A 23,809-nucleotide genomic window follows, 5' to 3' on the forward strand; every position below is an offset into this window, starting at 1 on the left:
CGCTCCGTCTCCGTCTCCGTCTCTGTCGCCGGGCCGCTCCGCCTCCCTCGCCGGGCCGGGTGCGACGGGATCCTCTCAGCCGAGCTGCCCGGCGACCGCCTTGAGTCCTGCCCGGGCGATGGCCTCGTCGATGTCGCCGCCGGGCGCGCCGCCGACGCCGATGCCCGCGATGGGGGCGCCGCCGGAGGCGACGGGAACGCCGCCGCCGAGGAAGAGGGTGCCCGGGATGTCGGCGATGGTCGGGCCGTCGCCGGAGGCGCCCTTGGCCAGCTCGCTGGTCGCCTTGCCGAAGGAGACCGCGGTGAAGGCCTTGCGCCGTGCCGACTCCTCGGTCTGCGGGCCCGCGCCGTCCCCCTTCAGCACCAGCCGGGTGGCGCCGGACCGGTCGACGATCACGACGGTGACGCGCTGCCCCTGCTTGACGGCCTCCTTCTGCACGGCGTCGGCGATCTTCAGGGCGGCGTCGGCGGACAGCACGCCGGTCTGTACGACGGCCTGCGGGGCGCGCACCGCCACGGCCTGGGCGGGGGCGGTCTGGGCGGCGGCCACGCCGGTGGCGCCGGCCACGATGGCGAGTCCCGCGAGGGAGCCGGCGATCGCACGGGTGCGGGCGGAAAGGGCGGTCATCGTGTCTCTCCAGTTCGGTGCGGTGGAACCTTGCACCCACAAGGCTGCCCGCGGCGTCGCCGTACGCCATCGGGAGCACGGTCGAGTTCCGGACGCCGGACGGGCGAGGCGGAGGTCAACCGATCGGTTGATGCGCCGCCCCTCGGGAGGCGTCATCCTCGGCGGGGGATAACGTCGGAGAAGACCGGACGGGGGCGGTGATGAGGGAGCACGGCTGGCTCAACTGGGCCATGCACCTGGGGTTCTACCTGCTGCTCGCGGCCTCCGCCTCGCGGTTGGTCTCCCGGCACGGGATGGATCCGCGGACCGTCGCCTCGCTGGCCGTCTGCGGCCTGCTCGCCGTGGTGTACGCCGCCGGCGTCGTCCTCTGGGGCGACCTCGGCCGGGGGCGCCTCGTCTGGCTGGGGGCCGTGATCGCGGTCTGGCTCGTGCTGGTGGTCCTCGCGCCGTCGTTCAGCTGGTGCGCGGTCCCGCTGCTCTTCCTGTGCCTGCGGCTGCTGAGGCCGCGCGGGTTCGTGGTGGCCACCGCGGCGCTCACGCTCGTGGTGATCGCGGCCCAGCTCAAGATCGCCCAGGAGGTCGACCCCAGCCTGATCCTCGCGCCGATCGGCGTCGCCACCATGACCGCGGTGATCTTCTGGGAGCTCCAGCGCGAGAGCGCCGCCCGGCAGCGGCTCATCGACGACCTGATCAGCACGCGGGGCACGCTGGCCGACTCCAGGCACCGCACCGGCGTCCTGGAGGAGCGCGAGCGGCTGGCCAGGGAGATCCACGACACCCTGGCCCAGGGACTGACCAGCATGGGCATCCTGCTCCAGGCAGCCGACCGGATGTGGGCGGCCGACCCGGAGCGGGCCCACGCCCACGTACGGCGGGCCGCGACGGCCGCGGCGGAGAACCTGGACGAGGCCCGGCGGTTCGTCCGGGACCTGCAGCCCTCCGGCCTGGAGGGCGTCCCGCTGCCCGAGGCGCTCGCCCGGCTGTGTCACGGGTCCGGCCACGACACCGGGCCGGCCGTGCGCTTCCGGCAGGAGGGCGAGGGATACCCGCTGGCGCCGGAGGTCCAGGCGGCGCTGCTGAGGGTGGCGCAGGGGGCGCTGGCCAACGTCCGCGACCACTCGGGCGCGGAGACGGCCATGGTGACCCTGTCCTACCTGGACGGTGAGATCACCCTGGACGTGTTCGACGACGGCGCCGGATTCGCCGAGCCCGCCCCCGCCCCCGGCCGGGGGTACGGGCTGCGCGCGATGCGTGACCGGCTGGCGGAGGTGGCCGGCTCCCTGGCCGTCGAGAGCGTTCCGGGTGAGGGGACGGCCGTCGCGGCCAGGGTCCCCGCGGGCGGGGCGCTCGCGGCGCCGCTCCCCGCGCGGGAAGCGCGGGCAGAGAGCCCGGACGCCGCGGCGGGCGGGACGGAGGGTCGATGAGACTGTTCCTGGTGGACGATCATCCGGTGGTCCGGGCCGGGCTGGTGGCGCTGCTCGGCGGCGAGCACGACATGGAGGTCGTCGGCGAGGCCGCGGACGGGGAGGACGCGCTGCGGGGCATCGCGTCGCGCGAGCCGGACGTCGTGCTCATGGACCTGCAGCTCGGCGACGGCATCGACGGGGTGAAGGCCACCCGGCGGGTCCGGGAGCTGCCCGCACCGCCGCAGGTCCTGGTGCTGACGACCTACGAGACCGACGCGGACATCGTGCGGGCCATCGACGCGGGGGCCACCGGCTACCTGCTCAAGGCCTGCCCGCCGGAGGAGCTGTTCCAGGGCATCCGGGCCGCGGCCAGGGGCGAGACCGTGCTGTCGCCGAGGGTGGCGACCCGGATGATGAGGCGGATGCGCGACCCGGGCCCCGCACTGAGCGCCCGCGAGGTCGAGATCCTGGAGCTGCTGGCCAGCGGGGCGGGCAACCGCGAGATCGCCAGGCGGCTCTTCATCACCGAGGCGACGGTCAAGACCCACCTGGTGCACATCTACGGCAAGCTGGGCGTGGACACGCGCACCGCGGCCGTCACCGCCGCCGTCGAGCGGCGTCTCATCCGGCTCGCCTGAACGGGCTCGACGGGTCACCGGCCCCCGCGGCACGACCGGGACCGGGACCGCCGGGGTCACGGGGCGGGTCCTCCCCGCCCGGCCCGCCTAGAGGGAGCGGAACTGGCGGGTGGAGGAGATCGCGCCGGAGGTCGTCATGGTGAACGTCCGCATCGAGTCGGCGAACCTGGACAGGTCCCATTCGGCCGGGCCGTGGTACCAGTACAGGTTGTCGGCCTGCTGGCCGTTGCCGGTGACCGAGGAGACCACGCGGGCCCAGCGCTCGACGCTGTCGAAGATCACGGCATAGGGCAGGTAGCGGGAGAACAGCTCCACCCGCTGGGCCGGGGGGATGTCGCCGCCGATGTCGCCGGAGGCCAGATACTCCCGGAAGCCCAGAGTGTGGGCGAGGGCTCCCGCGCCCTTGGAGGTCTTGGCCGGCATGTACTGGCCGCCGACGGCCATGGCGGCACCGGCGATGATCAGGGCCAGGCCGAGCAGGCCGTAGGTGGTGAACCAGGCCAGCGCGACGGTGGCGACGACTCCCGCCACGGTGAGCAGCACGCCGATGGTCGTCCAGCGGGTGCGGACGGTGTCGGGGCGGCGGGCGAACCAGCCCTGGGTGACCACGTCGCGGTAGAGCGCGTCACGGACCTTGCCGAGATTGGCCGCGAACGAGCCCTGGAGGTGGGAGAGCAGGACCCCGTCGCGGCCGTCGAAGATGGCGTCGTAGAGCGCCCGCTCGTAGGACAGCAGCTCGGCGATCGGGGCGCCGGGCATCCGGACCAGCATCCAGTCGGGGGAGTCGTAGGCCTGCCGGGGCTGCTCGTCGATCCGGATGTAGCCGCGGACGGCCAGGTCCACGATCGTGGCGGTCACGTCGACCACGTCGGCCTGCTCGTCCATGAGCGTGCCGATCTGGCCGGGGCGCACGCCGTCCGGCGGGGCGAAGTGGCCGTTCTCGACGGCGCTGAGCGAGCCGGACTCGTGGCCGACCACGCGGGCGTCGCGGCCCCGCGTCCAGTAGAGCAGGCCCAGGCCGCCGAGCATCAGGACCAGCAGGCCGGCCAGCGCGCCGCCGGTGACGGTGTTCAGGGTGAAGGCGTTGGACAGCTCGAAGCGGCGCTCCAGGACCGGGGCGCCCTTGGTGGCACCCGTCGGGTAGCCGACGACCACGGTGAGCACCTCGCCCGGACCCAGCTCCTGCTGCTCGAACTCCGCCGTGGTCCCGGTGTGGTCCGGTGACGCGGTGGTGCAGCCGATCGCGGAGGTCAGCACGCCCGCGAAGCAGGACAGGTTCTGGAGCTGCGCCGGGCCGCTCACCGTGACCTTGGCCTGGACGACCGGGACCGACCAGGCGCCCACGGCGTACCACCGCAGTTCCTGGGCGTCGGCCAGCGGAGTCACCGCGCCCTTGACGTCGTACTCCAGCGTGGCGGAGCCCGTGCCCTCCTTCAGGGTGACGGTGTCGCCGGTCAGCGTGCCGTCGCCCTTGAAGCCGGTGATCTGGTAGAGCCGGTCGCTGCCGTCGTCGTAGCGCGTCCGGTCGATCAGCTTCCGCGTCGGCGGGCTGCCCTCGAAGGTGACGGTCTCCGTGACGTGCAGCACGCCGTCCTGTCGCAGTTCGAGCTTGACCGTGTCGTCGGTCACCTTGCCCGCCTGGGTCGACGCCGTGCTCGCCGTACCGGCCGCGAGGGCCGGGGGGACGCTCAGGGCCAGCGCAAGAGTGGCAACCGCGGCCATGCTCCCGGCCGCTCGATGCAATGCAGATCCCGCCATGGCTCGGGAGCCTACCGAGAACCGCCGATGGGTGAATGCCACCCTCCATCCCTATTTTTCGGTCAATAAACGTACATGAGTAGATATCCGCTAGATTGCCGCCCGGAGATCCATTCCATGGAGAAGGCGGTCGTATGCGCCCACGCGGATCGAGTCCTCTGGCCTTTGGTGTCTTCGGTGTGCTCGCCCTGACGTTCACCGCGGTCGTCGTGCTCGCGGGCCTGGCGGGCGGTGACGGTGCCGAGGTTCCGGCCACCCCCGGAGTCGGTCCCATAGCGACCAAAAATGCCGAACTCCCGCCGACCGAGCGGGCGGAGGCCACGCCGCCGAGCTTCGGGCCGCCGCCGAAGCTGGACCTCGGCTCCATGGGGGAGTCCGAGATCGCGCTGGCGAACCGGCAGATCATGGGTGTCGACCTCCGCCGGATGCTACGCTCCGACACCACGGCCCGGCTCAAGCGCAACCCGCTGTACGGCACCGGCACGATGCGGCCCACCTCCTGCCGCGCCCCCCGGCCCTCGACCCGGCCCGACGACATGCTCGACTACCTCAACGCCGTCACCGGCTGCCTGGACCGGGCCTGGGCCGGGAAGTTCTCCCAGGCCGGAGCGGTCTTCCAGCAGCCGCGCCGGGTCTACTGGTCCCGTCCGGGCCGCGGGCCCTGCGGCACCTATCCCAACCCCCGCTTCGCCGCCTACTACTGCCCGTCCAACCGGGGCATGTACATCGGCCTGACCCACCTCGTCCAGCAGTCCGGCCAGGTCGACCCGGCCGCCAACCACGTCCCCTATCTGGCCGTGCTCGCCCATGAGTACGGGCACCACGTGCAGAGCATGGCGGGGATCGGCGGCGCCTGGTGGTGGGAGGTCTCCAGCAGGTCCAAGGCCGCCCAGGACTCCCACTCGCGCCGGAACGAGCTCCAGGCCCAGTGCCTGGCGGGGGTGTTCATCCGTACCGTGCGCAACCCGCTCGGCGTCACCGGCGGCCGCTGGAACGAGGTGCTGCGGACGGAGTACGGCCGTGGCGACGACCAGGGCGGCAGCGGCGGCGCACGCGACCACGGCACCGGCGACCACTACGCCGGATGGCTCCACCAGGGCTGGAAGTACGCCAGGATCGGCTACTGCAACACCTGGGCGGTCCCCGCCTCACAGGTCAGCTGACCCTCCGGGAGGAGAACTCCCCAATCCGCCGGCCGGCCGCCCTCACCTGGGTAGAATGCCGACTTGCTCAAGACGATCCCGTCGGGCGACGACGCCGGGACCACCGCCTCGAAGGAGCGGAGGTTCCGGCCGGCGAGTTCGAGTCGCCGCGCGCGTCCGTACAGGTCCGTACTCCTGTCGGCAGCCTAGAGCCCCGAGGTGGCATGCGCGGGTCCGTGCAGATACGACCCCGAGCGTGGCCCCCCGCACTTCTTGTAGCGATTTGTTGCCTTATTTCAGGATGTACTGCGACGCCCGGCGCGGGCGTGCCGGAGAGCGGCGTCATCGTGGCCCGTCCGGACCAGGCCTCCTCCGCCCCGGCCTCGCCCGCGCCGCTCCCGGCCCGGGCGCCGCTGGTCATGATCGTCGGAGACAGCTTCACCGTCGGGTCGGGCCCGGTCGAGCGGTGGAACAGCTACGCCGCCAAGGCGGCGCGCGAGCTGGGCTGGCAGCTCGTCACCGCCGGGGCGGCCGGGACGGGCTTCGTCAACCCCGGGCCGGTGAACCGGACCTTCGAGAGGTCCTTCACCGAGGAGCTCGCCTGGCGGCCGGCCCCCGACCTGCTGATCGTCTCCGGCGGTCACAACGACCGCCGCACCAGGGCCGGCCGGGTCAACAGGGCCGCCAAACGCCTGCTGGAGCTGGTCCACGCCCGCTGGCCGCACACCAGGGTCGTGGTGATCGGGCCCATCTGGATGACGCGGGCCCCCCGATGGGCCTACCGGGTCAGGGACGCCATCGCGGTCGCCGCCGACGAGGAGGAGGTGACCTTCCTGGATCCGCTCGGCGAGCGCTGGAGCCGCCGGCTGGTCCTGCCCGACGGCGTCCACCCCACCCCGGCGGGGCACGCGCGGCTCGCCCGCTGGCTGGTCACCGCGCTGGGCGGGCGGTGAGCTCCGGCCACCGCCCGCCGTACGGCTAGGAGATGACGGGGGTGGGCGGGGTGCCGGAGCCGGTCCAGGAGCCGATGAAGCCGAAGGTGGCCGAGCCGCCGGCGGGGACGGCGCCGTTCCAGGCGGCGTTGGTGAAGGTGAAGGCGGTGCCCGAGGCCGACAGGGTGGAGCTCCAGGACTGGGTGACGGTGACGCCGGCGGGGTAGGTGAGGGTGGTCTTCCAGCCGGTCACGGCCGTGGCGCAGGTGACGGTGACCTCGCCCTGGAAGCCGCCCTGCCAGGAGTTGACCGTCTTGTAGGTGGCGGCGCAGCCGCCGCCGGGCTGCCCGGCGGAGGTGGTGAAGCTCGCGGTCCCGGAGGCGGCGGAGAGGTTGCCGGCGGCGTCGCGGGCGACGACGTGGACGGTGTAGGCGGTCTGCGGGCTGAGACCGGTCAGGGTGAGGGGGCTGCTCGCCGAGGAGCCGAGTCTGACGGTGCCGGCGTAGACGTCGTAGCCGGTGACCGCGCGGTTGTCGGTCGAGGCCGCCCACGTCAGCGTCGCCCCGGAGGCGGTGACGGCCGACACGGCGGGCGTGCCCGGCGCCGTCGGCGGCGTGGTGTCGGGTGTGGTGCCGCCACCGGCCAGGGCGTCGTGGACCGCCGTGTAGGCGGGCTTGCGGTTGTAGCCCTCGTCGTAGATCAGGGCCGCGCCCTGGCCGGGGAAGGTGTCGGGGACCCAGGAGTATTTGTCGGTGAAGCCCCAGATCGTGATGCCGGAGCACCGGCTCACCGCGAGACAGGCGTTGACCATGTTCGTGTAGTAGGTGGCCTGCTGGGCGTCCTTCGACGCGTCGCGGGGGGTCTGCAGCCGGATGTCGAGTTCGGTGACCCTGACCTCCACGCCGAGGTCGGCGAAGCGCTGCATGTTCTGCTGGACCTGGCCGGGGAAGCCGTACTGGATGGCCAGGTGGCTCTGCAGGCCCACGCAGTCGACCGGCACGTTCTGCGCCCGCAGCGACTTCACCAGGTTGTACATCGCGGTGCTCTTGGCGTTGACGCCCTCGACGTTGTAGTCGTTGATGCAGAGCCTGGCGTCGGGGTCGGCGGCCCGGGCGGCCCGGAAGGCGTCGGCGATGTAGCTGTCACCCAGCTTCTGGTACCAGAACGAGCCGCGCATGTTGCCGCTGTCGTCGAAGACCTCGTTCACGACGTCCCAGGAGACGACGGCCGGGTTGGCGGCGTAGCGGCCGGCGACCTGGGCGATGTGGTTGCGCATCGCCGAGCGCAGGGCGTCGGCGCCGAGGTTCTGCACCCAGTTCGGCGTCTGGTTGTGCCAGACCAGCGTGTGCCCGTGCACCTGCTGGCCGTTCTGCGTGGCGAAGTTGACGATCGCGTCCGCCGCGGACCAGCTGAACTGGTTCTGGCTCGGTTCGGTGGCGTCCCACTTCATGGCGTTCTCCGCCGTGATCTGGTTGAACTCGGTGCCCGCGATGGCGCGGTAGGCCGTCTCGCCGGCGAGGGGTGAGGTGGCGAGAGCGGCGCCGATGAACTTGCCGCGTGCCGCGGCGTGGTCGCGCAGGGAGTCGGCGGCGTGGGCCGGGGCGGCCGGGAGCAGGGCCGCGATGATCGGCAGGACGGCGAGCGCCCCGGTGGAGATCGCTCTGCGGAGGCTGAGCATGGGATTCCTCTCTTGCTGATCGATCGTGCTGATCGTGCCGGGTCGGCGGGATGGGCAGAAACTTGCGAATATTCATCGAAAGTTTCAGCGGCGGGCCCAGAGAAGGGGGTACGGCCCGCGAGCCGTACCCCCTCCGGGGGAGTCAGGAGATGACGGGGGTGGGCGGGGTGCCGGAGCCGGTCCAGGAGCCGAGGAAGCCGAAGGTGGCCGAGCCGCCGGCGGGGATGGCGCCGTTCCAGGCGGCGTTGGTGAAGGTGAAGACGGGTGGGGCGGCCGAGAGGGTGGAGTTCCAGGACTGGGGGACGGTGACGCCCGCGGGGTAGGTGAGGGTGGTCTTCCAGGTGGTGACGGCCGCGGTGCAGGTGACGGTGACCTCGCCCTGGAAGCCGCCCCGCCAGGAGTTGGTCATCCTGTAGGTGGCGGCGCAGCCGCTCGGCGGGGTCGCGGTCGTGGTGAACGACGTGCTGTCGGAGGCGGCGGAGAGGTTGCCGGCGGCGTCGCGGGCGATGGCGTGGACGGTGTAGGCGGTCTGCGGGCTGAGGCCGGTCAGGGTGAGGGAGGCGGTGGCCGAGGAGCCGAGTTTGACGGTGCCGGCGTAGACGTCGTAGCCGGTGACCGCGCGGTTGTCGGTCGAGGCGGTCCAGGTCAGCTTGGCCCCGCTGGCGGTGATCTCGGAGACGGCGGGCTTGCCGGGCCTGGTGGGCTTCTCGGTGTCGGGCGTGCCGCCGCCGCCGTAGATCGCGGCCTCGACGGAGGTCTGGGCGATGCCGTTCGGGCCGTTGAAGAGCCGCTGGCCCCAGGTGGTCAGGGCGGCCGCGTTGAAGTCGGTCACCTGGTCGAGGTATTCGACGCCGCCGCCGTTGCCGCTCCAGGACCAGCCGAGGTAACCCACGCCCCGGGCCTGTGCCTGGGCCATGATCGTGTCCTCGTCCGGGTCGCCGTCGGAGTGGTTGAACCCGAACTCGCCGATCACCAGGGGCAGCCCGGCGGTCTGGAACCGCTGGAGGTAGTCGGTGACCTCGGCGGCCGTGTCGAACACGCCGTACATGTGGACGGAGAAGACCGTGTTGCGCTGCGGGTCGGCGGTGAAGACCGCGGCCGCGTTGTCGCGCATGGTGAAGCCCCAGTCCTGGCCCCAGTTGGGCGCGTCCACCATGATCAGGTGCTGGAAGCCGGCGCCGCGCAGCCGGGTGATCGCGGCGGAGGTGGCCTGGGTCCAGCCCGGGGTGGTGGCGTTGTTGCCGAAGGGCTCGTTGCCGATGTTGAGGACGACGTAGTCCTCCTGACCGGCGATCGCGCTCTTCACGCTGATCCAGTAGTCGACCGCCTGATCGAGGGTGTAGGCGCCGCTCTGCTCGCCGTACCCGGTGGTGTCGTGGTTCTCCAGCACGCAGATGAGCTTGTTCTGCTTGCACAGCGAGACGACGTTCGCCACGTCGGCGGCGCCGTTGGCGGTCCAGCGCCCGCCGCTCAGCACCACGCGCACCGTGTTCGCGCCGAGGGACTTGATGCCGGCGAACGACGCGGTCCGGCTCGGGTACCAGGTGTGGGCGTGGCTGGTGCCGCGCATGACGAACGCGGTGCCGCCCGCCTCAAGGATCTTCGTGCCGCTCACGTGGAGGCCGGTGGCGGCGTGGGCGGACGGCGTCGAGACGGAGAGCGGCAGGAAGAACGACAGCAGGAGCGCGACGAGCGTCGCGAGTCGGGTTCTCATGATCTACCTCGGTTGGGGGATGACCGGCCGGGCGGGAGGGGGCGTCGCGCCCGGCCGGGGAGGAGGAAGCGCCGCGCTCGCGGTCTCACGCCGGAGATCCGGAGCGTGGCGCGGGGGGTGCCGCGCCCCGGTGGGGACCCGGAGCGCCGCGCCGTGCGGGGTGTCAGCTCGCGGTGCAGGCCACCGGGGCGGGGACGCCGTTGGCGCCGTTCTGGCTCGCGGTGAAACCGAAGGCCGTCGAGGCGTTGGGGGCCAGGCCGCCGTTCCAGCCCACGTTCCTGACCGACACGTCCGCTCCCGTCTGGGTGTGCGTGCCGTTCCAGAGCTGGCCGACCGTCTGCCCGTCGGGGAACCTCCAGGTCACGGTCCAGCCGCTGATGGCCGAGGCGCCCTCGTTCCTGACGGTCACCTCCGCCTGGAAGGCGCCCTGCCAGGAGTTGGTCACCTTGTAGACGGCGGTGCAGCCGCCGGCCGGAGCCTGGGCCGTGGTGAAGGCGGTGCTCTCGGAGGCCGCCGAGGAGTTGCCCGCCGCGTCCCTGGCCACCACGTGGACGGTGTAGGCCGTCGCGGGGGTGAGCCCGGTGAGGTCGAAGGCGGTGGACGGGGCGGTCCCGACCTTCGCCGTGCCCCGGTAGACGTCGTAGCCGCTCACGCCGACGTTGTCGGTGGAGGCGGTCCAGGTCAGCCTGGCGGTGCTCCCGGTTATGGCGGAGACGGCCGGCCTGCCGGGCCTGGTCGGGGCGACCTCGTCCTCCGTCGGTGGCGGTTCGTCGCCCGGCGGGTTGCCCCAGATCTTCGCCGTGCCCGCGTAGAGCGTCATGTTCGAGACACGGACCGGGGTCGCGCCGGGAGTGGTGGCGACGTCCTTGTACGACCAGTCGTTGGACGGGTCCCACGTGCCCGAGCTGGCGATGCGGAACTGGACCTCGCGCCGGTGCTGCGACTGGCCCGCGGGGGAGATCGGCGTGCCGGAGCAGTCGACGGTGACGTAGTAGGTCTTCCCGGACAGCAGGGTCGGCCCGGCCGGCGTCTTGCACTGGTTGTAGCTGGAGGTGACGGTGACCTGGCTCGCGGTGGTGTCGCCGTCGAGGGTGAAGTAGTAGCGGAACGAGCCGTTGGTCAGCGGGCGCGCGGGCCACGCGGACTGGTTCCTGACGATCGTCTTGATCTCGGTGAACGTCGGGCCCGAGGCGTTCACCCCGGCCTCTACGAAGATCTCCGGGCCGTCGGGGGTCTCCGGGGCGGGGAAGTTCGCCGCCGGCGCTCCGCCGTACTCCTTGTAGAGGCGGGCGAGCGCGCTGGTGAAGCCCGCGTTGTAGTCGGTGGCGACCTCGTTCATCACGTAGTCGTCGCGCCTGTCGGTGTATTTGTCGTCGGGGTCGGGCGGGCCGCCGACGAGCGCGCCGTACAGGGTGTGGCGGGTCTCGGCGGGGTTGGTCATCTGGTCGGTCCAGGAGCCGTGCGCGGTGCGGTGGTGCGGGTTCCTCGGCGGGTTGACGCCGAAGCCGATCATGTAGGAGGAGTTGCGCGGGTTGTCGCCGAGCGCGTAGTCGATCTGCCTGACCGCGAAGTCGTGATATCTCGCCTTACGCGTCGCGTCGGTGATGGAGTCCGAGTGGACCAGCGCCGCGAACGAGGTGTTGGCCGCGTAGCGCAGCGACCCCCACCGGTCCAGTACGGCCTGGCCGCCCGGCGAGTACCTCACCCGCTGCCCGTTGACCCCGACCGTCCAGTAGTCGAGCCAGCGGTTGGCGTCGTCGAGGTACTTCTGCTTGCCGGTCAGCTTGCTCAGCAGCACGTAGGCGCCGTAGGACTTGTCGTCCCACGCGATCGTCCACTTGTAGGACCGGGTCGTGGACTGCGGCTCGGTGCCGAGGCTGTCGTAGTAGCTCTCGGCCTTGGCCAGGTAGGAGGCGTCCTGGGTGGCCCGGTGCAGCCAGATCGCTCCCCAGACCAGCTCGTCGTTGTAGCCGCTCCAGGAGTTGTAGTAGCCCTGGGCGTCGGAGATGCACTCGCTGTACTTCTTCCGCACGGTGTCGGCGAAGGAGTAGAGCTGCCTGGCGTGCGTCACCAGCGTGTCGGCGTAGGACGGGTCCGTCGGGCGGAAGACGATCGACGAGGCCGCCATCGCCGCCGCGGTCTCCCCGGCCAGGTCCGAGCCGCCGCAGGAAGCGTCGATCTTGTAGGCGGGCCGTTCCATCTGCATCGCCTCGGCCGGCCCCCACCAGGCGTGGTCCTTGCCGCCGTTGCCGACCTGCCCGTAGAGCACGTTCGGCGACGGGTGGGCCCTGACGAAGTAGTCGTTGACGAACTTCAGGTTGTTCAGCAGGTGGGGGAGCTGCCCGGAGGAGGCGTAGGCGTCGCGGTACTCCACCGCGCCCCAGGCCAGCATCGTCGCGCTGGCCGCCATCGGCAGGCCGAACTTGACGTGGTCGCCCGCGTCGTACCAGCCGCCGGTCAGGTCGAGCCCGGCGTCCTTGCCGTCGTCGAGCCCGGAGTCGCCGCGCCAGCCGACGCGGTTCCAGCTCGGAAGCCTCCCCGACTGCTGGGCCTCGTAGAACCACAGGGACTTCTGCAGCGCCTCGCCGTAGCCGAAAGCCGGTGCCGCGGCGGCGGAGGCCACGGGCACGGGCACGGCGACCAGGGCCAGCAGGGCGAGCACCGCCAGGGATCTCTTCATCGAAACTCCTTGAGCGTGGAGACTCCGGGCGTCAGCCCTGGGGAGGACGTCAGGAGGGGTGCCTGTCGGAAGGTGGTGCTCGGGGCGCGGTAGCAGGTCAGGGGTGCCGCCGCGCCCCGAGGTCCTCGGGGGAGGAACCGGCCGGCCGGTCGGTCGGCGGGCCGGCCGGTCAGCCGGTCAGCCGGTCAGGGGAAGAGCCGGCCGTACTCGGCCAGGGCGACGGCCACGTCGACCTGGGCCCAGAACCGGTGGTAGTTGAAGGACGGCACGGGACCGGTGCCCTTCAGGTAGGCGTCGACCTTCGGCCAGTCCGGGTCGTTCTTGTAGAAGGACCGGATCGACATGAAGGTGGAGTTGGAATCGATCACGTCGCCGTTGGGCATCTTGCCGGTCCAGCCGGGCGGGACGTAGACCGGGTCGTTGAGGCGGTTGTAGTCGGCCTTGGTCTCGGGCACCGATACGCCCTTGGCGTCCTGGTTGTTCTTCCAGATGCCGTCGAGCAGGCCCTTGGCGACGGCCTTGGCCGTGGCGTTGCCCGACTTGGCGGCGTAGTAGGTCAGCACCTTGGCGTAGGAGCCCGCCACGCCGACGTCGCTGGTGTAGTCCCGGATGCTGACGTGCAGCCCGGCGTTGGGCCCCGGGTTGCCCGCGTTCCAGGTGTCGGGCTGGCCGGTCCACACCAGGGTCGAGGGGATCCGGAAGGTCCCGTCGGCGTTGACCGTGGTGTTGTCGGTCGCCCACTTGACCCACTTGTCCAGCACCAGCTTGGCGTCGGCGTTGCCGGTCGCGTAGTAGAGCTCCGCGACCCGCTCCATCGACCAGGCCTGGAAGCCGAACCACTGGTTGGACGGCGGGTCGTGGTAGACCGGCTGCCAGTCGTAGGCCATGCCGTAGAAGGTGGGCAGCGTGGACGGCGGGGCCGCGTAGTGGCCCTGCCAGCTGTTGGTGGCGCCACCGGCGATCGCGCCCTCGCTCGACTGCAGCCAGCGGTAGAACTCAAGCTGCCGCTTCAGGCTGGTGCTCCAGTCCTGTACGGCGGTCGCGCCCTTGGGCTTGAGCGCGTCCACGCTCGACAGCGCCCAGGCGGCCATCGGGTTCTGGTAGCCGGAGTGGTTGTGGCTGGAGCCGATCCGCCAGGCCCAGCCGGCGGAGGTGTCGTTGGCGCCGCCCCAGGCGTAGTACCAGCTCAGCAGGTAGGCCGAGCTGTCCTTGCCGGTGCCGGCCGGGCATGTGGTGCTCGTGCAGCCCTGCTTCTTGAAGTACTTGTCGTACATCGCGTAGCGCAGGTAGTCGCCCATCTTGGCGGCCTTGGTGACCGAGGCGGCGACCTGCGCCTCCTTGCCCTGCTCCTTGGCCCAGGTGTGCGCCCAGTAGGCCACCTGGACGGCGCGGGCGTCGGCGTCGGGGGCGTTGGTGTACTTCCACTGCTTGGCGTAGCTGCTGTCCCCGGTGAACAGGTCCAGGTAGCCGTTCTTGCCGCCGTGCTTGAAGGTGTCGCAGGAAGGCTGGGGGATGGTCTCGAAGACCGACTCCTCCGGGCCGCGCTGGTAGGTGTTGATGTAGGCGGGCTTGGTGGTGCCGTCGCCGCAGCGGCCGAAGCCGTAGGTGTTGTCCACGTCGAGCAGCCAGTGCATGCCGTACACGTCGTTCGTGTTGTAGGCGGTCTTCAGCTCGTTCGCGATCGGGTCGCTGCCGACCGAGACGCCGCCGTCCAGCCTGGAGGGGTACTGCTTGATGTCGTCCCACTCGCCGGCGTAGGTGGCGGGCTTGGACGGGTTGTAGAAGGAGTTGGTCGGCTGGTCCGCGGTGGCCGGGATGATGTACTTCTCCATCGAGGCCCAGGCGTCGTTGAACCTGCTCCAGTCGCCGGTCACCTTGCCGTAGGCCGCCTCCAGCCACAGGTAGTAGCTGTAGGCCTCGGAGGTGGTCTCGTGCCCGTGGTCCGGCGCCTCGACCATGAAGGTCTCCACCGAGTGGTACGGCACGCCCTGCGGCGAGAAGTAGCCGTTCGCCGGGTCCTTGAGCTTGTTGTACATCGTGGTGAACCGCTTGACGTACTCGTTGTCGCCGCCCGTGGTGTCGTTGTCCACCTCGGTCGCGGTCGCCTTGGCCGAGGTGTGGCCGGTGGCGGTCGAGGTGAACTCCGCGCTGCCCGAGGTCTGGTCGGCGTCCTCGGCGGCGGCGATCCTGACCGTCTGGGCGGTGTTCCAGTTGGCGGGGGTGAAGGTCAGCGACCCGCCGGAGGCGACGGTCAGGTCGGCGTCGCCGCTCGTCCTGGCGGTCGTCACGGTCACGTTCGCGGACGGGGCCTTGGAGAGCCTGACCGACAGGTCCGCGCCGCCGCCCTCGGGGACGGCGAGCGTGGCCGGGGTGAGGAGCACCGCGGGGGCGGAGTTAGCCTGGACGCTGATCCCGACCGGCGCCGAGGTGGTGGCCGAGCCCTTGTCGTCGGTCGCCCTCGCGGTGAGGGAGTAGTCGCCGGCGGGCACGGCCGCCCAGCTGTAGGCGTAGGGCGCGGTGGTGTCGGTGCCCAGCAGCGTGGTGCCGTTGAAGAACTCGACCTTGGCCACCGTGCCGTCGCCGTCGGCGGCGTCAGCGGTGATGTCCACCGTGGCGGGCGCGGTGAAGGTGGCTCCCGCGACCGGCTTGGTGATCTTCGCGGTGGGGGGCTGGTTGACCGGCCCGGTCCCGCCGCAGGCAGTGCCGTTGATCGTGAAGGCGGTCGGCTTGGGGTTGGCCCCCGACCAGCTCCCGTTGAAGCCGATGCTCGTCGAGGCGCCCGTGGCCAGGTTGCCGTTCCAGTCGAGGTTCCTGGCGGTGACGGCCTGGCCGCTCTGCGACCAGGTGGCGCTCCATCCCTGGGTGACCTTCTGCGCGGCGTCGGGGAAGGTGAAGCCGAGCGTCCAGCCGTTCAGCGGGTCGCCCAGGTTCTTGATCGACACGTTGGCGGTGAAGCCGCCCTGCCAGTCATTGGTCGCGTAGGTCACCTCGCAGGAGACCGCCGCGAGGGCGGGTGAGGCCGCCAGCGCGGTGGTCGTCCCGGCCGCCAGGCTGAGCAGCGCCAGCGCGGCGACCCGTTTCCGGAAACGTGGGAGCGCTCCCGCTCTGATGGGGAATCGAGACATTGAAAAGGTCCTCCAGGGTGGACTCGTCGAGAAACCGCTGGTAGAGGCTTCGTGTCGGACTGAGTAAAGGAGAGAGGGGGTGGGAGCGCTCCCAAATAGGATTCTGGGGGCCGTCCGGTGGATGTCAATGGCATGCGTCCCCGGTTACGCCCACGTTTCGTACGGCACGCCGTCAGGCTGCTGCGATCCGCGCGGGCGGATTCCCGGGTCGTGAAAGTTTCAAAGTTCCGCCGATATCCGGCCGAGCGCTTGTTCCAGCGGTCTGGTCCGGGGGGGACCCTGGGGTGACGGGAATCGAATCACCCACTCGACCAACTCTCAGACAAGCACCTCTGGCAGCAACCTGAACGCCGATACGTGCCGGGGACGAATGAGCGTGAAGTCCCGTCGGTCGATCGTCGCGATCTGTGTGATGCCCAGACGCTCGGCGACGGCGACCACGGACACGTCAGCCGGGTCGAGCCGAGCATCCTTGTAGAGCCGGACGAGTTCGGCCATCCGCCGCACATCCACAGGAAGCAGATCAACCAGCTCGAACTCTTCGGTTACGAGATCAAGAAACTGGGCGTGTACGGCAGGCCCCATATGCCTATTGATCGTCCAACCGGCTTCAATCAAGATCGTCGACGGAAGGAGCAGCGGCCCCTCCAGTTTTTCAAGAAGCCGTACACATGAGACATGGTGCCTGTCATCTCGATCGACGACAGCGATCAAAGGGCCGGTGTCCAGAAGCGTGGCGGTCACACCGACCGATTGAACCGCTCCGCCAGCAGATCTTCGACCCGTTCCGACAGATCTCCCTCACCGGATGCGCCGATCCCGGCGATCGACAGCCGACGACGCCGAACCGGCTCGGATGGCTCCTCGTCGGCCGCCTCAGCCAGTTCTGGATCTGTCTTGACCAAGCGCAGGAGCCGACGCGCCTGGTCCGGCGACAGCCGATCCACCAGGTGATGAAGCTCCTCATGCGCATGCCCGGCGCTCATGGCCACGAGTCTACGCAAGCCGTTCCGCCTGCGACAGCGACACCACACCCAAGGGCTTCAGCGTGACCGGAATCGCCGCCCTTCGGACTTTCAAAAGTCTCTCGACATCGAGATTTCATGCCAGACGCGTGTCGACCCCGGCGGGAAACCACGGTCACTCAGGGGGGCTCACAGGGACTCGTCCCACCCTGCTCTCCCAGTTCAGGACAGCAAGATCAATATCCGGCTCCCATGCTATCCGGCGAGTGCGATCGCCACGAGCTGGAGCTGTGACTCCAGCGCCACGCGGAACTCGCCGGACAGGGAGCCCTCCCGGTGCCGGTCGGCGATCTTCCCTCGGACGGAGGTGAGATCGCGGGAGCAGCAGACGCTGTTGGCCAGCACCTGCCGCAGGTCCAGCGCCACGTCGGGGCGGATCCCGCCCCTGTCCTCGCCCTCGGCCAGCAGCGCGTTGAAGCGCCGCACGCTCTGGCTGAGGCTCGGCATCGACGATCGGATCACCTTCACCCAGGGAGGCGTCCGTGCGGCGTCCTCCGTCCGGACCGCCCGCGGGGTGGACAGGTCACGGCCGCGCCCGGGGGTCATGGCCGGCGTGGGGCGTGCGGTGGGGACGGGAGTGGCGCTGGGCGCGAGGGCGGAGGTGGTGCCCAGGGCCGTGGCGGGGGGTGGCCGCCGGTCCGGGGCGGCGGTGATCTGGTGCCACGCCGGCACCCCCGCGACCAGCGCGGTGGCCACCGCGACCGCCATCCAGCGCATGGCCACGGTGCCCGGGGCCGTCCGGGCTCCGGCGAGGGCCGCGGTGAGGCCGTCGGCCAGCTTCTGCGCCTTCGGCCGGGCCTCGGGCCCGTGCGACAGGCAGTCCCGGCAGAGCGCGGCGATCTCGGAGGGCAGTCCCGGGGCGCAGACGGCGGGCGGCGGTCCCACCCGCCGGACGTTCTCGATCTCCTCCCAGGTCCGTTCCGGGTACGGCGTGCCGCCGGTGAGCATCTCGAAGAGCAGCACGCCGAGCGCGTAGACGTCGCCGGCCGGGTCGGCGGTCATGCCGGTCAGCCGTTCGGGGGCGACGTAGGGCGGCGTGCCGTAGTCGGAGGCGCGGTCCTCGCCCTCCTCCCCGATGAACGTCGCGATGCCGAAGTCGAGCAGCTTGGCGCCGTCCGCGGTCAGCAGCACGTTCTCGGCGGTGACGTCCCGGTGGACGATGCCCCGCCCGTGGGCGGCGGCCAGCACGTTGGCCAGCCGGGCGGCGATCAGCGCCGCCTCCGCCCACGGCAGCGGGCCCTGCGAGATCCGGTCGGACAGCGGGCGCCCCTCAAGCAGCCGCATCACCACGTAGGCGGCGAGCCGGCCGTGCGAGGTCACCGTCTCGCCGTAGTCGTAGACCTCGATCGCGTCGGGATGGATGAGCCGCGCGGTGGCACGTGCTTCACGGCGGATGAGCTCGCGGCCCCCCCGGTCGGCGCCGATCTCGCCGTCCAGCAGCTTGACCGCGACCAGCCGCTGCAGGGATTGGTCGAAGGCCCGCCAGATGACGCTCATGCCGCCCCGCGCGATCGGTTCGAGCAGCAGGTATCTGCGGGCGAGCACCTCTCCCGCGCGGAGTCCGCCAGGCTCAGGCGGACTCACGGACCACCAGCTCGGTGGGGAGCATCGGGTTGTTCCTCACGGTGTCGGCCGAGGTCATCGAGAGCAGCAGCAGCCGGGTGGCGAGCGCGGCGAACTCCTCCACGGGCTGGCGGACGGTGGTGAGCGTGGGAGAGATCCGCCGGGCGATGGGGGCGTCGTCGAAGCCGATCACCGCCACGTCCTCGGGCACCCGGCGGCCGGTGCGGCGCAGGGTCTGCACGGCCGCCGCGGCCATCACGTCGGAGGCGGCGAACACGGCGTCGACGTGCGGCATCCGGCGCAGCAGCCACTGCGTGCCGTGCACCCCGGAGGAGTGGGTGAAGTCGCCGTAGGCCACCGGCACACCGGTCATCCCGGCCAGGGCGAGCGTCTGCACGAAGCCGTCGAGCCGGTCCCGCGACGCGGGCAGGCCGGGCGGTCCCGCGATGACGCCGACGGCCCGACGGCCGCCGAGGAGGAAGTGCTCGGCGGCCTGCCTGCCGCCGTCGCGGTTGTCCATGTCGACGTGCGGGAGGTCGATGCCGTCCGGTGGGCGGCCCGCGCTCCGCACGGGGATGCCGGACGCGGCCAGGGTCACCGCGAGGGGGTGCCGGTCCCGTGCGCCGATCAGCAGGACGCCGTCGACTCCTCCGGCGACGAGCGGTGGCGTGGCGATGGTGGAGGTGGCGGCGGTGGCCGTCATCACCGCCAGCGGCACGCCGTGGCCGGTGAGCACCTCCTCCACCGCGGTGATCATCCTGGCGTAGAAGGGCTCGGTGAACAGCCGGTGTGCGGGCTCGCAGACCACGACGGCCACGACCTGGTCGGATCGGCGGCCGGCCCCGCCCCGGGGCGCGCGGTGCCGTACGTAACCGAGACGCGAGATCGCGTCGTGCACCTGCCTGCGGGTCGATGTGCTGACCCTGACCGAACCGGTGAGTACCCGGGAGGCGGTGGCAGGGGAGACCCCTGCTTCTGCCGCGACCTGGGCAAGTGTGGGTAGATCAGACATAACTTCCTCCACACCAAGATTCCGCACAGGTGGGAGCGCTCCCAGTGAACGTAGCATTGTTTCGGAAGTGTCAAAAGATGTTTCCGAAAAATCACCAGATGTATGTCAAATTTGCCTTACAGCCTGTCAGAGGCGAGCACCGACATCATGATCGAATGGTGCCACTCACCGTCCCGGCGCAGGACGTCGCGGCGCACGCCCTCCTCGACGAACCCCACCTTGCGGTACACGTGAAGGGCCCGGTCGTTGAAGTCGAAGACCTCCAGGCCGACCCGGTGGAGCTCGGTGGTGGCGAAGACGTGGTCGAGCACCAGCCGGATCGCCTCGGTGCCGTAGCCCTTGCCGAACGCGCGCGGGCCGATCAGGGCGATGCGCAGGTTGCAGGACAGGTTGTGCGTGTCGAGTTCGTTGAGCACCACCTCGCCGACGTAGGCGTCGTCCCCGGCGGTGCAGATCGCCAGGTCCAGCCGGTCGTCGTGGTCGCCGCGCGAGCCGTACCAGATCTTGGCCGCCTCGCGGTCGATCTTTCCGTGGGAGCCGGTGAGCCGCATGGTCTCGGGGTCGTTGACGAGCTCCCAGAGGCCGTCGACGTGCTCGGGGCCGACGGGGCGGAGCGTCACGCGCTCGCCGGACAGGGTGGGCTTGTTCGCGAACATCACCCGGAGTGTCTATCCGCCCGGCCGGGCGCGGGCAAGTCGGATTACTCCGCCGGAGGCTCTACCAGGGACCGTAGGGGCCCTGGTTGCCGCCCTTGCCGATCTCCCGCACGGCGGGTCGCACGTCCGCCAGGTAGATGGACGAGGCGATGACGGACGCGATCGTGAAGATGCTCAGCACGCTGAGGTACTGCACCGCCGCGGCGAACCCGAACAGCGTCGCCAGACCGAGGATGATCAGCCAGAGGTTCTTGCTCTGCTTGCCGGTGACCGCGAACGCCCGCGCCGGGGTCCGCAGAGCGTGCACGAGAGCCCAGGCCGACAGGGCGAAGACGCCGATGGCCAGGACCCAGAAGATCAGGTCCAGAACGCCGTGGATCTGGAACATCGTCTCTCCAAAACGCTCGCTTCACTGGTGCCTGCCAGCCTAATGCCGAAACTCCCCTCCGCGTCGTCCTCGGCCCCGTATGTGCTCGCCGTACGGCGGCGCGGGCGGATGCCGGAGAACAGCGCGCCCGCGCCGGGGGCGCTGCGATCATGCTGACATGACACAGAATGCTCCGGACGCCGGTGGAAGGCTGACCCGGCGGGAGATCTCCGAGGCCGTCGGCGACCTGGGGTGGCGCTACGTCCTGGGCCTCCTGCGCGCGTCGGTGACCGTGACGTCGCTGGCCCAGGCGGTCGACGTCGCCGCGCGGGTGGCGGCCGCGGCCGGTGACGACGGTGACGGAAGCCTGTCGATGGACGCCCGCCGGGACCGGCTGGTCCTCAGCCTGCAGTCGTCGGCCACCGGCCTGGTGACACCGCTGGAGATCGGGCTGGCCCGCCGGATCTCCGCGGTCGCGGGCGAGCTCGGCCTGCGCACCGACGCCGGGGCCGGCGGCCGGGAGTCGCGGTCGGACCAGGTCGTCGAGATCGCGATCGACGCGCTCGACATCGCCGCGGTCCGCCCGTTCTGGAAGGCGGTGATGGGCTACGCCGACGAGGCCGGCGCCTGCGGCGCCGAGGACCCGGTCGTCGATCCCGTCGGCCAGGGGCCGGCGATCTGGTTCCAGCAGATGGACGCGCCGCGACCGCAGCGCAACCGGATCCATTTCGACATCTCGGTCCCGCACGACGAGGCGCCCCACCGCATCGCGGCCGCGCTGGCCGCGGGCGGGGTGCTGCTGTCGGACGTCCAGGCACCCGCCTTCTGGGTGCTGGCGGACGTGGAGGGCAACGAGGCGTGCGTCACGACATGGCAGGGCAGGGACTGACCCCGCGAAGGGCGGGAGCCGGATCACGGCCGAGGTCCGGTGCGAGGTGGCCGCCGCCGTGGGACCGACCCCGCGCGGGAGCCGGCCCGCGAACGACACCGGGACCGTGAGGCGCGCCGGGCCCCCGTCGGGGGTCCGGCGCGGACGGTCTCATGCCTTCGGGGCGGAGCCGGTCTTCGGGGTGCGGCTGTTCTTCCTGGTGGCCTGGGTGGCGACCGCGGGCTCGGCGGCCTCGGAGACCTCCTCCAGCTCCAGGGCGGCCTCGCCGCTCGCCTTGGAGACGACCTTGCGGCCACGGCTGGCGAACTCCTCGTAGAGCTCGACGGCCTTGCCGGTGAACTGGTCGGCGTAGCCGCGGGCCTTCTCCGGGAAGTCCTTGGCGTAGCCCTCGGCCTTCCCGCTGAAGTCCTTGGCGTAGACCTCGGCCTTGCCGGCGAACTCCCGGGCCTTCTCCGGGAGGTCCTTGGCGGCCTCGCGGAACTCCTCGCGGCGGCCCTGCAGCTTCTGGATCTGCTCCGGGAGCTCACGGAGCTTCTCGACGGCGAAGTCTCCGGCGCCGGCGACGGCGTAGAACGGCTTGGACTCGGCGAGCTTCTTGACTTCGGTGGCGAGAGTCATGGGTTAACCTTCCTTGGTTTCCGGTGTGACGTTGCCGTTGCCCGCGGGAGCCGCGTAGGGCCTCAGTGCGGCGAGATACCCCTCGGGCAGTGGCACCTCGTCGTTCGGCGAGGAGACGACGTCGCCCCCATGGGGCTCCGGTGCGGGATGCGCTTTCTGGGAGGTCTGCGCGTCCTCGTCCGGGGCCCCGGCCCGGTTCTCCTTGCGGAACGACTCGTAGATGTCGATCAGCACCTGGCGCTGGCGCTCGGTGATGAGGTGATCGGCTCTGATCGCGGTCAGCACGTCGCTGTCCGGCTCGCGCTCCTCGATGAGGCCGGCCTGGACATACAGCGCCTGTGAGGAGATGTGCAGGCCCTTGGCGATCTGGTTCAGGATCTCCGCGCTGGGCTTGCGCAGTCCTCGCTCGATCTGGCTGAGATAGGGGTTGGAGACCCCCGCCGCGGCGGCGAGCTGGCGCAGGGAGATCTTCGCGTGCGTGCGCTGCTCGCGGATGTACTCGCCGATCGAGCCGACCTTGGGTAGTGCCATGCCTTCAGTCTGCCCCACGGTGCTTGCAATTGCAAACGGAGCGGCTAACAGTTGCAAGCACCGGTTAGTGCGGCACCAGCCAGAGCAGGGGGGCCGAGGCGGTCAGCGTGACGGAGAAGGCGACGATGCTGTAGCGGACCCCGCGGGACAGGACCGGCCCTGGAGTGACGAGGCGCTCGACCCGGGCCATCACCGCGGAACAGGAGCCCGCCGCGCCCATCGCCCCGTTCGGGGTCGGTACGGCGCCCGCCGTGCCGAAGCGGAGCAGGGCGGTGGCCAGCCGGCGGGGCGAGCAGTAGCGGCGGGCGACGTCGTCGGCGGCCATCTCCACCAGCAGGCTGACCTCGGCCTGCACGTTCGCGACCAGCCGTGACCAGGGCAGTGCCCGGCGCAGCGCGGCGAACGGGAGCAGCACCAGGTCGTGCCGCTCGCGCACGTGGGCGGTCTCGTGGGCGAGCACCGCGCTCAGCTCGGCGGGCGAGAGCAGCTTCAGGGTGCCCGCGCTGACCACGACCTGGGACCGGAGCCCCGGCACGCAGTAGGCGGTGGCGCCCGGGTAGTCGACCACCCGCACGCCGGGGACCTCGGGGTCCTCGCGGGCGATGAGGGCGAGCAGGGTGCGGTGGCGACGGCGGGCGCGCAACGTCTGCGCACCCGCGATCAGGAGCACCACGACGAGCACGACGAGCGCGGTCAGCCCGGCGATGAGGGCCACGATCCTCGGCAGGTCGTACGGCTCGGCCGGGCCGTACCCGCCGCCGAGCGCGGAGGCGGCGAAGGCGGCCAGACCGTGCAGCACCCCCTGGCCGTAGGGCTCCAGGGCGTAGGCGAGCAGCGTGCCGGTCCCGGCCAGACCCCAGGTGACGCCGAGCGCCTGCCACAGGACGATGGCCACGTGCGGGGCACGGTAGGTCCATCGGGCCCGGGTGAAACGCCAGGCTCCGACCGCGCAGACCAGGGCGAGTGTCGCCAGGGCTGCCGCGGTTATCACTCGTCCTCCAGCTCCGTCAGGGCTCTGCGCAGGATCTCCGCCTCGTTGCCGGAGACGGCTTGGGCGAATCGGGTAAGGGCGGCCGACCGGTCTCCGGTCAGGTCGAGTGCTTCCAGCATAAGCTCCGCGATGTAGGAGTCGCGGCTCTCGGCGGGTTCGTACCGCCATGCGCGCCCGTCACGGGTCCGTACGAGGAACCCCTTGCGGGTCAACCGGTCGAGCACGGTCATCACGGTCGTGGGCGCGAGATCCCGGTCGGCGATCAGGCGACCGACCTCACGCGCCGTCACCGCTGATGGCTGTGCCCAGATGATGTCCATGATGCTGCGTTCAAGCTCGCCGAGACCCTTCACATGGACAAGCCTAACTCCCGCACCACGAGGGGTAGTACTACGGGTTGTCGAGTCGGGTCCGGCCGACGGCGCGAGTGGCCGCCGCGGGCCGTCCCGGCGACGGG

At 71.1% G+C, this 23,809-nt stretch carries 21 protein-coding genes; 5 read left to right on the top strand and 16 right to left on the bottom strand.

All coding sequences use genetic code 11. From position 1 onward, the window contains the following. Nucleotides 1–75: 75 nt before the first annotated feature. Entirely contained in the window at nt 76–627 is a 552-nt protein-coding gene (locus tag BM085_RS27675) for a GlcG/HbpS family heme-binding protein (RefSeq protein ID WP_093889821.1), read from the bottom strand. A gap of 200 nt (nt 628–827) precedes the next feature. On the opposite strand from BM085_RS27675, the gene BM085_RS27680 reads away from it, so the two are divergent. Beyond that, nucleotides 828–2,051: a sensor histidine kinase gene (locus tag BM085_RS27680; protein WP_093889822.1), complete on the top strand. Its 1,224-nt coding sequence runs from the start codon at nt 828–830 to the stop codon at nt 2,049–2,051. Next, nucleotides 2,048–2,671, top strand: a complete 624-nt coding sequence (locus tag BM085_RS27685; protein ID WP_093889823.1) for a response regulator — start codon at nt 2,048–2,050, stop codon at nt 2,669–2,671. The genes BM085_RS27680 and BM085_RS27685 overlap by 4 nt, the downstream gene beginning before the upstream one ends. An 87-nt stretch (nt 2,672–2,758) precedes the next feature. On the opposite strand, the gene BM085_RS27690 is transcribed toward BM085_RS27685, so the two are convergent. Continuing rightward, nucleotides 2,759–4,393 (bottom strand): DUF2207 domain-containing protein, encoded by a 1,635-nt coding sequence (locus BM085_RS27690; RefSeq protein WP_093889824.1) that lies wholly within the window; start codon nt 4,391–4,393, stop codon nt 2,759–2,761. Between the two features lie 215 nt (nt 4,394–4,608). Here BM085_RS27690 and BM085_RS27695 point away from each other — a divergent pair, with 215 nt between their 5' ends. Both BM085_RS27695 and BM085_RS27700 read left to right on the top strand, forming a co-directional pair. Beyond that, entirely contained in the window at nt 4,609–5,592 is a 984-nt protein-coding gene (locus tag BM085_RS27695) for a neutral zinc metallopeptidase (protein ID WP_177245303.1), read from the top strand. A 305-nt stretch (nt 5,593–5,897) separates the two neighbouring features. Further along, on the top strand, nt 5,898–6,524 hold the full coding sequence (locus BM085_RS27700) for an SGNH/GDSL hydrolase family protein (protein WP_177245304.1): 627 nt from the start codon (nt 5,898–5,900) through the stop codon (nt 6,522–6,524). Nucleotides 6,525–6,549: 25 nt separating this feature from the next. Here the strand turns inward: BM085_RS27700 and BM085_RS27705 are convergent, their stop codons facing one another. From BM085_RS27705 to BM085_RS27750, 10 genes are all read right to left on the bottom strand, one after another. Continuing rightward, nucleotides 6,550–8,181, bottom strand: coding sequence for an endo-1,4-beta-xylanase (locus BM085_RS27705; RefSeq protein WP_093889827.1), 1,632 nt, complete (start codon nt 8,179–8,181; stop codon nt 6,550–6,552). A gap of 142 nt (nt 8,182–8,323) precedes the next feature. Then, nucleotides 8,324–9,895, bottom strand: coding sequence for a cellulase family glycosylhydrolase (locus BM085_RS27710; protein ID WP_093889828.1), 1,572 nt, complete (start codon nt 9,893–9,895; stop codon nt 8,324–8,326). A 163-nt stretch (nt 9,896–10,058) separates the two neighbouring features. Next, on the bottom strand, nt 10,059–12,575 hold the full coding sequence (locus BM085_RS27715) for a glycoside hydrolase family 9 protein (protein WP_177245305.1): 2,517 nt from the start codon (nt 12,573–12,575) through the stop codon (nt 10,059–10,061). 185 nt (nt 12,576–12,760) lie between these two features. Beyond that, a complete protein-coding gene (locus BM085_RS27720; RefSeq protein WP_093889830.1) occupies nt 12,761–15,700 on the bottom strand; it encodes a glycoside hydrolase family 48 protein in 2,940 nt (979 codons plus the stop codon). Nucleotides 15,701–16,018: 318 nt separating this feature from the next. Then, nucleotides 16,019–16,444 carry a type II toxin-antitoxin system VapC family toxin gene (locus BM085_RS27725; RefSeq protein WP_093889831.1) on the bottom strand — a complete coding sequence of 142 codons (426 nt, stop codon included), beginning with the start codon at nt 16,442–16,444 and terminating at the stop codon, nt 16,019–16,021. Next, complete coding sequence (locus tag BM085_RS27730; RefSeq protein ID WP_143121096.1) at nt 16,441–16,686, bottom strand: hypothetical protein; 246 nt, start codon at nt 16,684–16,686, stop codon at nt 16,441–16,443. The genes BM085_RS27725 and BM085_RS27730 overlap by 4 nt, the downstream gene beginning before the upstream one ends. Nucleotides 16,687–16,920: 234 nt before the next feature. After that, entirely contained in the window at nt 16,921–18,270 is a 1,350-nt protein-coding gene (locus tag BM085_RS27735) for a serine/threonine-protein kinase (RefSeq protein ID WP_093889833.1), read from the bottom strand. 25 nt (nt 18,271–18,295) lie between these two features. Next, entirely contained in the window at nt 18,296–19,300 is a 1,005-nt protein-coding gene (locus BM085_RS27740) for a LacI family DNA-binding transcriptional regulator (RefSeq protein ID WP_093889834.1), read from the bottom strand. Between the two features lie 116 nt (nt 19,301–19,416). After that, nucleotides 19,417–19,956 carry a GNAT family N-acetyltransferase gene (locus BM085_RS27745; protein ID WP_093889890.1) on the bottom strand — a complete coding sequence of 180 codons (540 nt, stop codon included), beginning with the start codon at nt 19,954–19,956 and terminating at the stop codon, nt 19,417–19,419. Nucleotides 19,957–20,017: 61 nt separating this feature from the next. Beyond that, entirely contained in the window at nt 20,018–20,344 is a 327-nt protein-coding gene (locus tag BM085_RS27750; RefSeq protein WP_031171517.1) for a DUF2516 family protein, read from the bottom strand. Nucleotides 20,345–20,501: 157 nt separating this feature from the next. Between BM085_RS27750 and BM085_RS27755 the strand changes: the two genes are divergently transcribed. Further along, complete coding sequence (locus tag BM085_RS27755) at nt 20,502–21,212, top strand: VOC family protein (RefSeq protein WP_093889835.1); 711 nt, start codon at nt 20,502–20,504, stop codon at nt 21,210–21,212. Nucleotides 21,213–21,362: 150 nt separating this feature from the next. Here BM085_RS27755 and BM085_RS27760 read toward each other — a convergent pair whose 3' ends face one another. From BM085_RS27760 to BM085_RS27775, 4 genes are all read right to left on the bottom strand, one after another. Beyond that, complete coding sequence (locus BM085_RS27760) at nt 21,363–21,830, bottom strand: hypothetical protein (protein WP_093889836.1); 468 nt, start codon at nt 21,828–21,830, stop codon at nt 21,363–21,365. A 3-nt stretch (nt 21,831–21,833) separates the two neighbouring features. Continuing rightward, nucleotides 21,834–22,361, bottom strand: a complete 528-nt coding sequence (locus tag BM085_RS46950) for a helix-turn-helix domain-containing protein (protein ID WP_093889837.1) — start codon at nt 22,359–22,361, stop codon at nt 21,834–21,836. 64 nt (nt 22,362–22,425) lie between these two features. Further along, the gene (locus tag BM085_RS27770; protein WP_093889838.1) at nt 22,426–23,352 is read right to left on the bottom strand and encodes a M56 family metallopeptidase; all 927 of its coding nucleotides are present in this window, start codon (nt 23,350–23,352) and stop codon (nt 22,426–22,428) included. After that, a complete protein-coding gene (locus tag BM085_RS27775; RefSeq protein ID WP_081937863.1) occupies nt 23,349–23,705 on the bottom strand; it encodes a BlaI/MecI/CopY family transcriptional regulator in 357 nt (118 codons plus the stop codon). The genes BM085_RS27770 and BM085_RS27775 overlap by 4 nt, the downstream gene beginning before the upstream one ends. Nucleotides 23,706–23,809: the final 104 nt, after the last annotated feature.

Source organism: Streptosporangium canum, from assembly GCF_900113865.1.
Lineage (GTDB): Bacteria > Actinomycetota > Actinomycetes > Streptosporangiales > Streptosporangiaceae > Streptosporangium > Streptosporangium canum.